The organism is Bacteroides sp. 51, from assembly GCF_010500965.1.
Lineage (GTDB): Bacteria > Bacteroidota > Bacteroidia > Bacteroidales > Bacteroidaceae > Bacteroides.
Map to the genome: position 1 here is coordinate 19914 of NZ_QVMI01000033.1, position 16074 is coordinate 35987.

The window sequence follows — 16074 nt, forward strand, 5'->3', positions numbered from 1 at the left end:
ATCGGATTCTTAGTTGTTATCTATCTGTCATTTTCTTATCTTTTCCATTCACCAGATACACGAAAGTTCCATACTTGAGCTTTACCTTGTTCTGCTTAACTGCTTTGGAAAGTGCATTGCTTGTCCGCTGGTATGCGTTTTGCACAGCTTGCATTCCCCATTGGGTAAAGCTATTTCCTGTCGAACCATTATTCATACTTACATTACCATTTAATGCACTGGCGCCCACTTCCTTTGAAGTTTCCCGGAAAGAACTGCTTGGTACATATAGCCCTTCCATCCCGTCCGTATCGTAGAGTGTCAAGCTCACTGTTACCAGTTCATCTGCTATCATCAGGCTTTTGACATTTCCTTTCATCCGCTGGCTACCGAAACCACTCATGATAGCATATAGATAAGAACCTTTAGGAACAACCAGTTTGTTGATTTCTACATCATCGAGCAGACGCAGACGTACTCTCGAACCGTCCACAGCTTTTACTTCTTCATCTATGATGGCTTTTATCAACCGTGGTTCCGGCTCATTTTCAGCGAGTGTGTTGAAATAATCGGATGGTTTCTTAATAGCTTTGACCACTGCATTGCTCCCCGGATCTTCATCAATGGAAGACGCTGTGTCTGTATCTTTTTGGGGTGTATCCGGATTCTCCCGGCCTTTCAGGCGGGCTTCTGCTAATGCCTTGTTAAGCTCGGCAAGGGCTTCCTGCTCCCGTTGTCTACTTCGAGCCAGCCTGTCGACATCATTCAGCAGCTGTATGGCTGAGGAGTCAGCCAATATATCTTTTCCTTTTTCCGCACTCAGTCTCAGTTTTTCCTGCATGTCTTGCAAGCGGCGTAGTTTCTCCAGTTCTTCCGTCTTTTGTGCCGCTTCTGTGTCGAGGAGGGTAAGGTCGTCTTCCGTGTATTTGGAGTCATAATCTTCTTTGTTTTCTTCATTACCATCTCTTTCAATATTTTCAACTGCGGAATAGTCCTGTATCTTTCCGTAGGATTTCACCATGCTCTCATATTTACCACCAATGCCATCGTTGTGAATCTGTGCTTGCGGCAACTCGGGGTTGAGGAATTCAGTGGTCTGTAACTCATTTGGTTTCTCTACCGGTTCGGTCTCGAATATGTCAAATATCAGATAACCGGCTATCAGCAAGAGCGGATAGAGTATGGCAGGGAGCATATACTTCGGCTGTTTGAAATGAATCTTATCTGTTATCATCGCTGTTACGCTTTTGTTTGAGTAATTCTTCCTGTTTCTGGGTGGCTGTAACATGTTGCTCTGTTTTCTGCATGCGGCTGACCGTTACCATGCGATAGATATTACTTGTGAGGCAACTAATGACGATACCGAAGACGATGGCCAGAAACAATCTGGGATATGCGCAGGCAAATCGTTGTACGCAGCCGGCGGCCTTGTCTATCTTCAGGAATTTGGCTGTCTTCCGCCCGAATGCCACCTCGTTTTCATATCGTTTCTTGTACTTCGGATCCTCCTTGTCAGGCATCTTTTCTCCGAAAATCATTTTCTTCCAACCCATATCAGTAGTTATTTTTAGTTTTTTGTTCGATATCCTTGTTGAGCAGGGTGCGCCAGTTCACGATTAATAGTCCGTGCGGATTGTTATCGGTTCGTGGCACCCTTTTAAGCTTTCCGGCGGTGGCCAACTCGCGGGTCAAAATACTTGTGCGGCGTTCAATGCGTTGGCGACCATAATAGGTGAACTCCATCTTTTCCTTGTCAAACCGGATGCTGTCGCAGAAGATGCTGAATACGGCACTTGTTCCCATGATATTACTGTAAAAGCCTTTTTCTTTGAGGGTGTTGTATTGGGCCAGACCGGTTTCATCTACCAGGTACATGGCTTTCTCCATAGTGTATTTGATGTACTTGTCGTCAGGTGCCAGAGTGAAGAAGTAGTGATGGAACATCTCCACATGGCTTTTTGCTTCCACATCCAATGTTTCCTCCATGGTGGTTCGCTGCACAAGGATAGGCACATTCCCATCCAATACATACACTTTTTGTTGGGCATCAACCACCATGCCCCGTGCGGTCCAGATGCTGGATATGCTAATCAGGATACATCCGACAAGAAAGAATCCGCAGATAATCGTGACAAGCCTGATTTTGTTTTCTAAGTTTTTGATGACCATATTTTTCTCTGTTTATACGAGTGTTTTATCTGATTTACCGTCGTCGGAGAACCCAACTCCCCGAAGTTCATGGTTCCGTAAGGGTACGGAGGCTTCTATCTCATTATTCCCCCTGTTACCGAAGTCACTGCTCCATTCGCTGCCATCTTTGCCTGTTGGGCTACACCTTCGCCAAAGTTTCGGGTGGAGAATGCGGTATCGCCTTCCGGCACCATCCATGCTGCCAGGTCGGGTACCAGATTCAGACACTTCAAGGCGACAATGCTTGCCGCCATCAGATAACCTGCCGAGAAAAAGCTATTCTGAAGATAGGACGCCATCGTGGTTTCCGACTGGGTGATTGCCTGTAGGTTTTCTACCTGAATGCACAATACAATATCAAAGAGCAATAGGACATAGAAACCTACGAAGTAGAGCATAGCACCATAGAAATGCACAGTCAGGTAACGTGTCAGCCATTTCGCCCAGGCTCCTTCCCATTTGGGCAATAGCGAGAACGCCCATTGGATAGGGCCGAATATCGTGAGCATTCCCAGCAATATCTGCTGGCAATAGATAGTTGCCCACCAACCGATGCGGAACACAATGAGTGCAATGGCCATTACTATCTTATCAATACAGACTGTAGCCCCACTTACCAGAGAGGTAAACCACAATTTGCTGGCATCTTTCTCCATGGTGGTTACCTCATCTACTCCGGTCTGTTCCATGGTAGATTCTATCAGATTCGGATCGGATGTTCCCGAATGTGCAATGTCTGCTTGTGCCTGGAGGTTAGTGTACATGGTATCCCGTACATAGATTAGTTCCTGTACCTCCCGGAATTTATCGCTGATCTGGGTGGCTTCCGCTTCATACAGGTCGTGCGTGTAAGAGCCAATGGCATTGGGAATGTAAGAAAAGAAGTCCAATACACACCAGCTGCTGCCGCTACGGTTCATTCCTGTATCGGCCGGTGGATACCACCACGACATGATGATAGCTATGGCCAGTGGCTTGAACAGCTTCATTACATCCAGCGGTTCATGCTTGACCATCATCTTGTAAGCCATTCCCGCCGCCACAACAATAGAGAAAAGTGCAGCTAATGCCATACACATCTGTAAAATCCACCAGAACGGTCCTTGTGATCCTGTAAATGTGGCATCGCAGAGGAACTCATTGGTTTGGAAGATTACACCATCAATTTCTTCTTCAAGAATGTTGATGCCAAAATCGGAAAGAATATTATCCGCCATTTTATTACCTTTTTATGGGTTGTTATTATCTATATTACAGCTTTACTCTTCTAATCCGCGACCGCTTGTATTCCAGCCGGCACCCCGCCAACGAGACATTGCATTTCGTACAATTCGCGCCTTGTTATTCTCTCTGTTGTTCGTTGCCGCAAGCAACGCGGATGTCTTTCTTGCTTTAGACAGGCGTACCAGATAAAGTAGGAGGGTTTCATTCTTTTTGGCCACATCCGCATGGATGCGTAGGTATTCCTTTTTCCGCTGGGCATTGGGCATATAGGCATCTTGTGTAGCTTTGATGGCACTTTGATATACCTTATAATACGCTCTCCAATGTTCTTGCTCATTGGTGGTTCCTCCAACTTCCTGTATCCTGTGGATATTCTGCTCGAAATCCTCCATTTTACTATTTAACTTCCCACTTTCAGCCATCCATGCCAAGTCCAGGGCACCGCCGCTCCGATCGGCGATGTTCAGTGCTTCAATCTTTGCCCGATTTTGCATAGCCGAGTCAAGCGCTTCCGCATCATCCACCTGATTGTAAAGGTTAATACCCGCCGCCATTCGGAAAGCCAGTTTGTTTTTTGATGCAGCACTCTTCTGATAAGAACGGTGAAGCAGGGTGTAGTACTGCGAGGGGGTAAGGCTACCGGAACCAATCTCCATCACTGTAACCTGATTCATTTTAGCATCATCATGATTGTAAGTGATGCTTTGGGCATTGATCGTCGCTGTTATGCCCGATAAAAATCCCAGTATGTATATTACTTTTCTCATAATTATGATGTTTATTATTGATTATATGGGTTCAACCCTGACTCTCTCCACCTGCCAAAGGCTCCCTCAATGATTTCAGCCTTGTTTTTCGTTCGGTAGATTGATTCTTTCCAATAACCTATCCGCAACTGTATATATCTCCAGGTCTCAAAATAGGCTTTATTGAGATGTTTCTCTATATTATCCAATCCCGTATTGATACTCTCTAAAAGTAAAAGAAGATCGGAGGTGGAACAGGCGGCAACTCCTGTCGCATAGAGTAGGAGATCATTTAATGAATGGTACAGCTGACTTCCTTCATCGGCTATCTTCTGTATACACCGCCGATTGACGCTGATGAGCAAGGTGTCAGCCAAAGAGATTTTGTTCCGTTTGATAACCTTCTCCTGATAATCTTCCAACAGATTCTTATAATCGCTGATGCGGTCACTCACTGTATTGTAAGTGGAATGAACATTCAAACTCGTCCGCAAAGACTGATAGAGTACATCGATAACATCAAATGCCCGGGTGTACTTGTCAAGATCTACATTCAATTCTTTGTATTCCACCGTTGCCTCACTGCTGTATTCATGCAATAGACGATTGCTTAGTTCCAATGTAGAGCGTGCCAGCAATAAACTTCGCTGTTGCTTATGGTCATTGATATAGGCTTCTACTACCGGGACGTCAAAGCTCCATTGTGCTTTGATTGTGCTGGGAATAAATAGCAAAATTCCCATTATTATCAGAGATATGTAGTTATTTCCTGCCATTTTCCTCCTCGTATTTACCGTTGTAATCTATCGAGTGCAGACTGCCAGCAGCACCATGTAGCCAACGCTTCCGGCATTGTTCAACGAGCGTTAACCTACGCCCTTGTTCATCATTGATAACAGGAGCAACATTCTTAAGCACATCAATAATGGACAATTTATAATGCATCATCTTCTCTAAAGAGACTAGATCTGCATAAATCTTAGTCAGACGCATATCTACCTGGCGGGCAACATGCAACCGGTCGGAAGACCATAACAGATGATAAGTGTCTTCACTTTGATCTTTTTCAGGCGGTGCGCTTTTGATATATTCGGTACTTACTTCGCAGGACGGATACTGGCGTATGATCTCTGAAATACGGGTATTTACCTCTTTAGCTTTTTCCGCATCGCTCTTATCGGGGTCTAACTGCAAAATATCCATTACCTCCGTGTCGGTATATTCTGCCGTCAGTTCCCAGCTGATTTGTATGATGGCACGGTGTATCTTGATTCCCAGAAAATATTTCGGCTTTCTTGTAATACTGATATTCGCTTTGAATGTGATGACTCCATTAATATTCGGAGCGCTTGCTTTACGGTAATAAGTATATCCTTCCCACCATCCGTCACCTTGCCATATCAGGCTGTAGGCGGTTTTGCAATCCTTCATAATGGCCGGGATGCGGTAATAGTCATCGGTCTGGATGGTATTATCTTCTGCGGCCTGGGCACGGGCTTCCGCCAGTTCCTCCATTTTCTTCTGCCAGGAAGCTAACTCCGAATTCAACCGGGCTATCTCTGTTTTGTTTTGATTGTATTGCTGCCTGTACCGGGCGGCATCTTCAATACTTGCCGAAGCGATATTCTTAATGAGAATGGCATTCTCGCTCTCCAGTTGCCCGATCAGATTCCGTAGCAAACTTATTTCTTTGGTATACTCCCTTTCTTTTTCATCCAATTCGGACAAGTCGAGATCATTGCTTCCTGACAACGAAGTTTGCATCACACATTCCTTTGAATGGGCATTGAGACTGCCACCACAGGTACGACATTTGTATTGGGTAGTTCCCGATGCCAGCGTAACACCATCACCACAGGTAACACTGATAATTACACTTTCGCATCCTTTGAGCTTGGCTTCATCGGTCGTCTGATAATATTTTTTAGCATCACTTCCGATGAAATAGGTATAACCCTCTTCATTATCGTTGTATTCCGACAGACGGGCATTCAACTGTGCCCTGAAAGTATTCAAATCCATTGTATAGGAGTCGAATAGGTCTTCATAAATTTCGTCCGTATGATTCCAACTTCTGGTCACATAGATATGATAGGCATAAGCCTTTTTGGTTTGCTTCCCACCTTTGGTAATAACATAACCGGAACGTGAATAACTGATGTTATAGGTATATCCGTCATTCGCGCTGTTCAGTTGGTTGACTTTCGCTCTCGACCATCCGGCATATCTTTCCGAGTTACTCAATATCTGCTCAATCTGTGTGGCATTGGGATAAAAGCCAGCATCAGATGTGGAGAAACGTGTCCACTCCCCACCATTGAGAACACTGTTATCATCGGTTGGCGGATCATAATTGCAAAGAACCTCTGTTCCGGCATTGCGGCGATAGATATACCAGCGTTGGGTGTAATATTGCCCCATACCCTCACGCATATAATCAGTCATCCAGGATGTGATGTTGTAGTTACCGATGTTGAACAGATTGGCCACATTCTCCTTTCCACCGACTAACGAAAGCAATATATTACCCGCTGAACGATCTAACTGGTTATAAAACTCATAACTATTTTTGACCGTATGAATGATGGTTTCTTTCTTTCCTTGCAACAGGTCATTGAAACTACTTTCGCCCAAAAGATTGCCCGATAAATTATCGATGCCCGAAGTAGCCAGATTAACACCCATCTTATAAAGACTGTCAATATCCGCTTGCAGGTTCTCTTTGGCAAAGTTGTGCGGAATATTACCCAAATCATCAAACAGGCCCTGCCAATCCATCTTTCCGGACTCTGATAGTTTGAATAAGGGTGCTATTCTTGGGTCAAGCTCCAGAAAAGTTATATCCTTGAATGACAAGCTGCCATTGGTTACTACCGATTCAAACTGCATGCAGAGAGATTTTGTTTCGGCGCAAATCTTCATCAGGTAACTGCCCCAATAAAGTGCTGTCTGTGGAGAATGAAGCATCATACCGGCCACTGTCCATATTTTAGGCATAATCTTACTACTGACCATATTGTAGATACGACGGTAGTAATAGTTCTCTGTATTGCTACTTAAAATACCGAGTTCCGTTAGTCCTTTACGGTCCAAGTATTTGGATGCGAAGATTCCTGCGGCAGCTATTTCCGCAGTATTGTATTTATCCATAATAGCCTTTACCTGCTCGTTGTAGTAGGCTTCCGCAACCGCCTCTGTGCCATACGCACCGGCCATTGCCGCAACCGTCTTTTTATCGTAGTTAACCCTTACGTACTGTGCCTTTGCCTGTATGGCAAATACACAACTTACAATGAATATGAACAGATATTTCTTCATTCTAAACGACTTCTTTCTTATTTCAGATTCAATACATGTCCGGCCTGATTGACTTTCCGGGCAAACGGCAAAGGTTTATCAATGCCCGACAGATTCCAGTCCTTGCAATAGGCCTCTATGGCTTTTTGGTGACTGCAACCCAACTCCGCTTTGTAGAGCTTCAATGCATCTTTCTCCGCCCGTTCGGTAGTGTAAGTCATATAACACTCTCTGGGTTCTTCCACACCGTATACGGCACTGACTTGTCCTCTGCGGATAAATACCTCACGGAAGAACGAACGCCCTTCCTTATTTTCCAATCGGTTGATGGTAAATATCTTTTTGCAGTCTACCTCCGTTAGTCCCAGAATCGCCTGAATCGTATCAAAACGTTCACGGAACTTGCTTTGGTCGAGCAACATAACTACATCCGAGTTGTTGATAATGGCCTCCTTAACAATCTCACTGCCGATAATGTCCTGAATCTCCTGTGTAACAACTCCCACGCTCGCCCAGAATTTGCGGGCAGTTTTGTATAAAAACTTAATATATTCTGCCATAAGAGGGGAGGCTATAGCTTTCCAGGCTTCCTCAATTATAAGGGTTTTCCGGTTCTTTTTGATACGCATTTTCTGCAAAAACACGTCCATAATAATGAGTGTCACAAGCGGGAATAACAAAGAATCATTTTTGATGGCATCGATCTCGAAAACGATGAATGTCTCATCAAAAAGCGTCCCGTCCATCTCCTCATTCAACGTCTTGTCATGATTGCCACCCCGGTAGAAATCTTTCATCATATAACGGTAAGTGGAGATATCCACCCCGATAAGATTATTCTCGTGGCAGATGTCCGGAATGCGCTGAACCGAATACTCATAGAACGTATTAAAAGAAAGGGTAGCTACCCGAAGCTCCTTTCTGCGACTTTCAATCTCATTTATTTCCGATTCGATACGTATCAAACGTTCCTTTTCACTCTCATTGGACGAGCGACTATTATTGCGATCATCAATCAACAGGCTTTTTCTTAAATCTTCTCTTTGGACAGGAGTAAAGCCGCTGAACCCATTGAAATAAACATCGTAGTATTCCGTAATAACCTGTTCGATAAGCCGGTCTTCGGTTTTTGTGACAGTGCCTTGTGCCCCTTTCCAAATGAGCAATACCAGATTCTTCAGGAATCCGGTCTTTTCCACATTGAGTTCCGAGCGGTCGATGCGGAATGGGTTCATAGTAATCGGTTTCTCTTCGGTATAACTGATATACTTACCGTTCAAATACTCACAAAGTCCTTCATACGAATGGCCCGTATCAACCATCACCACATCGGTATTTTGTTCGTGGAGTTGACGCACAACGCTGTTTATATGGAATGACTTACCGCTTCCACTTGGCCCCAGGCAGAAGAAGTTGGAGTTGTCAGTCAACTTATTATGTCCTTCCTTGCCTGTAATATCTATGGCAACGGGAATACCTTGTCGGTCGGTATAATAAATCTTTAGGGGTGTTTCTTCACTGTGCTGAATGCGTTCCTTATACATCAGGCAGGTAGCTGCATCCCCTAATGTTAGGAACCGGTCATAATCTGCACTCATTCCATAGCAATTACCCGGAAATGAATTAACGAACAGTTCCAATTGGTTATAAGCTCTCTTTGAAATATGAATCCCCATACGTCCGAAGCTATTTTCCAGGTGATTGGTTGGCTTTTGTAAATCAGTCTCTTTAGGACAGCACACCACAAGGTTGTAATGCGTATATACCAACTGTTTGCTATCACGTGCAACTACCTCCTGCACTCTCTTAATATCCTCTACAGCCATTTCATTCGATGGATTCGGAATACTGGCATGGCGATTCTTCTTCTTTTCCAATAGAGCCAGTTCCCTCTTTTGTCCCGGAATGAATATAATCTGATTGTAAATAACCGACTGCGCTTCGGGGATACTGTCTATCATGGAAACCAAATCTACGGGCATACTTGTATTATTTACCTCTATATTGGTAAATGGACGAATAATACCCGGTAGATTGACGCAATCTACATCCACAAGGCTATACACTTTACACTTACGGTCGCCCATCTCAATACTTTCTTCATCCACCTTGAAATTATTCATCGAGACGGTTTTATCAGTAAAGTTCATGGCGAAGTACCGATCAACAAACTCATTTACATGTTCCTTGTCCAAAAATTCGGTATGAACCCCGGCATCACGCAACTGATCGTGAACCTTGCGTATTTTCACTAAGAAATCTTTCCACCTCTTAGTGTCGAAAGAAAACAGATTACTCTTTTTAGCCTCCTGAGTAATAGTCAGATAAGTGTGGCTGTCGGTATAGTTACGTCCCTTGAAGTATTCAAAATAGGCTTTCGACAAGAATTCTTTGTCGCTGTCACCTGTCGGTTCAAACTCACTCCGGGTAAATATATCCTGCTTATGTAATGCATATCCTTCCCCTAAAGTTTGTGCGATGGCCGAGAACAGATGAGCAAACTCATAGTAACTATCTATATTGGCTGAATACTTCTGTACAGGGTTTTCTATTTTCAGTACTGCTGAGTATTCACCTGTTTTGGTATATATAATCCCAATTCCATTGTTATCCTCGACCGAAAAATAGATGTCCCGGAAGATATGCTTTCGCTTACCTCCCGTACCAAAAGCAGCCACGGATATAGCCATACCTATTAGTAAAGCAATGAAGAAAAGAATGATGTATAGAGTCATTATCGTTTGTCTTAGAATAAAAGAAGTTTCGCCACTGTATTACATTCTCTTTGAATAGGCATAAATAAATACACCTTTGTCGTTCCTTTTGCTGTGCAGCCCTTTCTTCTGTTTGATAAAAATAAAGGCGGCACCGGTTCCAAGAGAAACGACCAGTGTAATCAATCCGGCAAGGAAACCTATCAGGCAGTAGGCCAGGATGAAGCCGATAATGGCTCCACCTATAGCACCCGCTGCCCAATAGATGTACCGCCCTTGAATACCCATAAACTCCAGAGGCTTTTGCAAACCTTTGAATAACGGATATTCCACGTAACGATTGTCGGGAGTAAAGTCGGTAGCCATTTGTTTTAGCTGGATACTCCGAAGAACAGAGGTAGAGCCTGCGCAGCTGCAACCAGGAAAATACAAGCACCCACAATCATCATGATAGATTTCTTGACATCTTGTTCCTCGTTGTTCATCTTGATATATACAGAGATAGCCCCAATCACGGCAACAATACCCGCAATAGCATAACATAACTTGACGACGTACGGTACATACTTCGCAATTTCTTCTGTCACGGTACCAAGTGCCGTAGTACCTGCCGAATAATCACCTGCTGAATTTTGCGCAAAGGCTGCGACCGTTCCGACAAGCAACATAAGAACCATCATCCCGATTCTCTCGGAAGAGCAAACGCCCTTCATAAACTTTTTGATTTTCTGAAACATTCTTTTTACCTTTAAAAATTAATACTATATTCTTCTTTTGTTAAGTCTCTCTATATCCGGTAGCCGAAGAAAGCAGGGAAAACGATGGATGCTCCAATCATAAACAGGCAGGCTCCGACTAACATCAGTATTTCTTTCATCACACCTTCTTCTCCTACATTCATCTTGATGTATATTTGAAGACTGGCGTAGATAACCACAATAGCTGCAATGGCATAAGTCAGATAAAGCACATAGAGCATCATCGTCACCACGTAATCGTGCATCATGGCTAGTGCATCTGCACCCCAACTGTAATCTACACCACCAGATTTGGCACTAGCACTTACAGCAACAAGAGAACTTATCGCTGATGCAATACTTCTTTTTATTTTAGAATTTGTCACGTGTAGTCGTTGCAAATAGATTGGAATTACCTTTGTTTATATGGCGTAATGCTTCTTCAAGTTCCATCTGGTCCATAGCCGACGAACTTTCTTTATCGATATCCTCCATCTTTTCTACCATTTCGCAAATCTTCTTTTCAGCAAGTGTCGGATTGAGAGATTCTTCTATTGGAGTGGAAGACATAGAAGTACCGGCTTCTTTATTGTTGACTTTCTCCTCATTTCCGATTCGAAAACCATTTTTAGCTTCATTTACTTCGATGGCCTGATTGGGTTCATTCATGGAAGAAACATCAAAGAAATCTTCATTGGTTTTCATTTGGTTTTTCTTGCTATACAGATCACTGGTTATCGTTACACCAAAATATATAATGTATGCAACAGTGAGAACTGTTACGAAAATCACAAACGGGCTCATTTCTTCTGGTTTATTGTTTATTTATCGGTGATTGATTGAGCCTAAGAAATACTCGAATTTCCGATTGCAAAAACATTCCTGTAGAATTAAGCGGATATTTAACAACAATTTTCGCTTGCAATCTAATCATACCTTCTAATCATACCTATAAGCGATTCCTTGAAAGAAACAGGTCGTATGGATTATCCGGCAACCTATTAAGAACTAGAAAAGCGCCTCTGACCAGATGTACCTTAGCCCATACAATAACTCATTCTTCAATGTACACTGCATTACTTTCCTGTATAAGCCAGGCATTCCCAATCTTCTCTGATTACAGTTATCCTTTCGTCTGAGTTAAAGCGACAGCATCTTTATGTTCTTTATCGACTACAACAAGCAACCACATGTAATTAAGACACTCCATCAATAAGCATAAGTCTTAAAAATGCGGCATCAACCATTTCCCACCTTAATACATACAGCAACTGCCTGACAGGTTATTTTCTATCATGGCGCAAAGGTGCTTACGGAATCTTAACGGACAGTAAAGTACAAGCCTTGCCGGTTCTCGTGAAAATCTTCCTCTTTCCTTGACAGGTGAGCGTATTTTGCCCGTGAATACTTGACATTCCTAACTCCTACACCGGATATGCACCCGAATAAAAAATCAACCCGGCAGATGCCGATTAAAAATTAAGGTTATGGAAAATATATCAGAAGCACGGATTTATGTAGGAACTTACGCTAAGTACAATGAAGGTTCAATTTTTGGTAAGTGGTTAGACCTTTCGGATTATTCCGATAAAGATGAATTTTACGAGGCTTGCCACGAGTTACACAAGGACGAGGAAGACCCGGAATTAATGTTTCAGGATTGGGAGAATATACCTTCTGGACTTATATCAGAAAGTTGGCTGTCCGATAACATCTTTGAAGTTATCGAAGCCATAGACGATATGGACGAAGATAAAAAGGCGGCATTCGCTGTCTGGCTGAACCACGAAAGCCACGATCTTAGTTCCAAAGATATAAACGACCTGATTTCCTCTTTCGAGGATGCCTTTCAGGGCGCGTACAAAGATGAAGAAGATTATGCGTATGAAATCGTTGAAGAGTGCTACGACCTGCCGGAATTTGCAAAAACGTATTTCGATTATGAAAAGTACGCACGCGACCTATTTATGACCGACTACTGGTTCGACGAAGGCTACGTGTTTCGGCACTAATAGGTTTGCCGAAAATCTGATTCAAGGCGGAGCAATCCGCCTTTTTGGCGTTGTTAACAAGAATGCTACAACGATGACATCCTAAATGGTGATAGCAGAGTATGACCGTACCTACACTTCGTTGTTGTCCACTTTTTAGTGGATAGTAATGAAGGATGTATTAACTCAAATACTTATCTTTACAACGTGTTTTAATCATTATTTATGGGAAGATTAAGTACAAAACAAAAAGGTGATAAATTGGAGGAAGAAGTATACAGTTTGCTTCAAGGATTACTTGCCTCTGATGATTATTTGGCGAATAGTAAGTTTTGCCAAATCTTTAAGCAAAAGGCCTATTACTCTAAGGATAGAGATTCAAACATTATTGTAGATGTATCTATTGAAGTAACATATCCAGATGCAAATCACTATTCAGTCCTCCATGTCTATGAATGTAAAAACTATAAAGGCAAAGTTTCAATAGATAATATAGAAGAGTTTGCTAGTAAGCTATCTCAAATAGCAGGTTATAATGTCAAAGGTACAATGATAACAACCTCTGCATATTCCCAACAAGGCTTAACGTATGCTCGTTCAAAAGGTATTGCCTTAGCTAGAATTTCTTCAGATAGTAGTTTGGTTTATGATATTCATCGCAAAAATAGTTTTGGAAATTCGAATTCACAAATGGATTTCATTGTAGATGCTTTATGTCGTAATCAAGCATTAAACATTCCTTTTTGTGTATATGATGTTGTGTGTTGTGATAGTTGGATAGGTTATCTACAACAATCAAGTATAGTAGACGAAATGTCAGATAGTAAAGTTGAACAATTGGACATTCCATATATTAGTACGGCAAAAATCCAGGGTATGGCAGAATCTTTATTGAAAAAATGCGTACCAGATGTTTTTCGATTTATAAAAGAAACGTCGTTAGCCTTATTATGTGAATGTTTACAGAATGACCATTTAGTAACTTTTGTTTTTGATGAGGATTTAGGATACTGGAAAGACAGGGAAATTCTGGGCAAAATAACTTTTTTTCCAACAACAATTTATGTAACTAATCAGCTACCTCCAAACAGCCATAGATGGAGGTTTACGCTTGCCCATGAAATTGGCCATTATGTATTACATGAAGATTTTTTATCAAATATTATGACTTACAACCTCGATACAAAAGATACGATTAATGCTGGTGTTACTGATACTACCATTAAGAGAATGGAAATACAGGCTAATGCTTTTGCAAGCAACTTGCTTATGCCTGAATATTCATTCAAAGCATTAGTTTTGCAACGTTTCCATTATGATAAAATAAAAGGAAATAGGATTATCTTGGATGATCAAGTGTGTAATCTTAATGCGTTTTATCGCATAACAAATGAGATAAGTAAGCAATATAATGTATCAAAGCAATCGGCAAAATATCGTTTAATGGAATATGATTTTATCGAGAATAGAGGACGTACAAAACTTATTAAAGATTTCTTTTAATTGCAGTATACATTACTGTCTACTTTTTAGCAGACAGTAATGAAATACGGTAATTAATGCATTTATTTCCTACCACCAAATCCTTTGAGCTTTTCGGAAAGGGCTAGCATATCATGTTCTATCTTTTTATTAGTGATACGAGCATAAATTTGTGTAGTCTTAATGTTTGTGTGACCAAGCATCTTACTAACAGACTCAACAGGGACTCCCTTGCTAAGAGCCAGCGTTGCGAAGGTATGACGGGCCAGATGATAGCTCAGATTCTTCTCAATACCACAGAGGTCAGCAATTTCTTTCAAGTACGAATTCATTTTCTGATTGGATAGAATTGGTAGTAAACGCCCGTTCTTGTCTTTCCCTTCATATCTTAATATAATGGAATAGGGGATATCCAATAAAAGAATATTGCTTGGCACGTCCGTTTTTTGGCGTTTAGTCATAATCCACATCTTGCCATCAAGTTCAACAAGGTTCTCTTTGGTAAGATTGTGTACGTCAATATACGCCAAACCGGTAAAACAAGAAAAAATAAAAATGTCTCGCACTACCTCAAGACGCTTAATCGAAAACTCCTTATTCATGATTTTCTCTATTTCAGTATCCGTAAGGAATCCACGATCAGTCTGGTCAAAACGAATCTTATAGCCCACAAAAGGATCGTGATCCAGTTCACCTCTTTTCTGTGCTGAAATCATAACCGTTTTCAGTACGCGCATTTTCTTCATCAGGGTATTGTTGTTACCATACTCTTTCTGTACTCTCAAGAATCTCTCGAAGTCATAGATTACATTGTAATTGAGCTCCCGAAACTGAATATCCGAACGTTTGTACTTGAAACGAAGAAACTCTTCAAATATTTTTCGAGTGAGTGCATAACGAGTGTGAGTCGACTTGCCATGAGTCTTGCCAATCTCTTCTTTGGACTCTTCTATATATCTATTGAAGAAATCCATAAAAGAGGTGTCATCTTTTGTTTTTGCCAGACTATTAAGGTATTGACCTTTAATCAAGTCAAGAGAAAGCTCTTCACTGAACTCGAATCTTCGGAAAATTTGCAGGAATTCCGCTTGTAGTACTTCAAGTAGGTTGTTTAGCCTAAGTGCTTCCGCAACTCTACTGTTGGAACGAAACTTAGTATTGTCCCATTCAGACTCATTAATACTGTAACCGGTTGAACCGACATCAATACGCTCACGATTGAGATGTAGCCTGATGTAGATAGGCGTTTTTCCATCCTTTTTCATTCGGCTCTTTCTCAGATAGAAGGAAACTTTAAAATTTTGCATATTCTTTTCTTGTTTTTAGCGCACTAAGATTCTTCCAAAAGGATTCAAAATCTCGGTGCAAAATTACTTTATTTGAGTAAGAAAAGAATGAGGTAACTATCTCCTAATCAGCATCTAACCTTAGTCTCTGGTGTCCATGAATTGTTAGGTTTAATTACGGCCACCAAATGGTCACCGGAATTAGCCATATTACAGACATTTGGCACAGTCTAACATCCTTCCGATTCATCATTGGATTTTAATCGAATGGATTTGTAATGCTTTGAAAATGAGCTGATTGATTTTTGTTTTCGAATCTCACAGACGTTCATCAGACGACCGTTGAGAGCAAAAAAAAACGGCTAAAAAGCCGTTTTTGTGATCCGCCTGGGGCTTGTTATTTAAATGTGCTTGAAATGAAAGTGAAT

15 protein-coding genes are annotated in these 16074 nt (G+C 41.8%); 2 read left to right on the forward strand and 13 right to left on the reverse strand.

Annotated features, from left to right (window positions below; genetic code table 11):
- Positions 1-16: 16 nt before the first annotated feature.
- The 12 genes from traM to D0T87_RS19440 form a co-directional block, all read right to left on the reverse strand.
- Positions 17-1213 carry a conjugative transposon protein TraM gene (traM, locus tag D0T87_RS19385; RefSeq protein WP_163177166.1) on the reverse strand — a complete coding sequence of 399 codons (1197 nt, stop codon included), beginning with the start codon at positions 1211-1213 and terminating at the stop codon, positions 17-19.
- Complete coding sequence (locus D0T87_RS19390) at positions 1200-1532, reverse strand: hypothetical protein (RefSeq protein WP_163177168.1); 333 nt, start codon at positions 1530-1532, stop codon at positions 1200-1202. The genes traM and D0T87_RS19390 overlap by 14 nt, the downstream gene beginning before the upstream one ends.
- 1 nt (position 1533) lies before the next feature.
- Complete coding sequence (gene traK, locus D0T87_RS19395) at positions 1534-2148, reverse strand: conjugative transposon protein TraK (protein ID WP_163177170.1); 615 nt, start codon at positions 2146-2148, stop codon at positions 1534-1536.
- Between the two features lie 95 nt (positions 2149-2243).
- Positions 2244-3386 (reverse strand): hypothetical protein, encoded by a 1143-nt coding sequence (locus D0T87_RS19400; RefSeq protein WP_163177172.1) that lies wholly within the window; start codon positions 3384-3386, stop codon positions 2244-2246.
- Between the two features lie 42 nt (positions 3387-3428).
- Positions 3429-4160: a DUF5045 domain-containing protein gene (locus D0T87_RS19405; protein ID WP_163177174.1), complete on the reverse strand. Its 732-nt coding sequence runs from the start codon at positions 4158-4160 to the stop codon at positions 3429-3431.
- A gap of 14 nt (positions 4161-4174) precedes the next feature.
- Positions 4175-4882 carry a hypothetical protein gene (locus D0T87_RS19410; protein ID WP_163177227.1) on the reverse strand — a complete coding sequence of 236 codons (708 nt, stop codon included), beginning with the start codon at positions 4880-4882 and terminating at the stop codon, positions 4175-4177.
- Positions 4883-4901: 19 nt separating this feature from the next.
- Positions 4902-7457, reverse strand: coding sequence for a hypothetical protein (locus D0T87_RS19415; RefSeq protein ID WP_163177176.1), 2556 nt, complete (start codon positions 7455-7457; stop codon positions 4902-4904).
- A 17-nt stretch (positions 7458-7474) separates the two neighbouring features.
- Entirely contained in the window at positions 7475-10171 is a 2697-nt protein-coding gene (locus D0T87_RS19420; RefSeq protein ID WP_163177178.1) for a conjugal transfer protein TraG, read from the reverse strand.
- A 39-nt stretch (positions 10172-10210) separates the two neighbouring features.
- Positions 10211-10516: a DUF4133 domain-containing protein gene (locus tag D0T87_RS19425; protein WP_163177180.1), complete on the reverse strand. Its 306-nt coding sequence runs from the start codon at positions 10514-10516 to the stop codon at positions 10211-10213.
- A 5-nt stretch (positions 10517-10521) separates the two neighbouring features.
- A complete protein-coding gene (locus D0T87_RS19430) occupies positions 10522-10887 on the reverse strand; it encodes a DUF4134 domain-containing protein (RefSeq protein ID WP_163177182.1) in 366 nt (121 codons plus the stop codon).
- A gap of 50 nt (positions 10888-10937) precedes the next feature.
- Positions 10938-11258: a DUF4134 domain-containing protein gene (locus D0T87_RS19435; RefSeq protein WP_163177229.1), complete on the reverse strand. Its 321-nt coding sequence runs from the start codon at positions 11256-11258 to the stop codon at positions 10938-10940.
- A gap of 1 nt (position 11259) precedes the next feature.
- Positions 11260-11592 (reverse strand): hypothetical protein, encoded by a 333-nt coding sequence (locus D0T87_RS19440; protein ID WP_163177184.1) that lies wholly within the window; start codon positions 11590-11592, stop codon positions 11260-11262.
- Positions 11593-12374: 782 nt separating this feature from the next.
- Here D0T87_RS19440 and D0T87_RS19445 point away from each other — a divergent pair.
- Entirely contained in the window at positions 12375-12899 is a 525-nt protein-coding gene (locus D0T87_RS19445) for an antirestriction protein ArdA (protein WP_163177187.1), read from the forward strand.
- A 204-nt stretch (positions 12900-13103) separates the two neighbouring features.
- Positions 13104-14381 carry an ImmA/IrrE family metallo-endopeptidase gene (locus D0T87_RS19450; protein WP_163177189.1) on the forward strand — a complete coding sequence of 426 codons (1278 nt, stop codon included), beginning with the start codon at positions 13104-13106 and terminating at the stop codon, positions 14379-14381.
- Between the two features lie 62 nt (positions 14382-14443).
- Here the strand turns inward: D0T87_RS19450 and D0T87_RS19455 are convergent, their stop codons facing one another.
- Positions 14444-15667, reverse strand: coding sequence for a site-specific integrase (locus D0T87_RS19455; protein WP_163177190.1), 1224 nt, complete (start codon positions 15665-15667; stop codon positions 14444-14446).
- Positions 15668-16074: the final 407 nt, after the last annotated feature.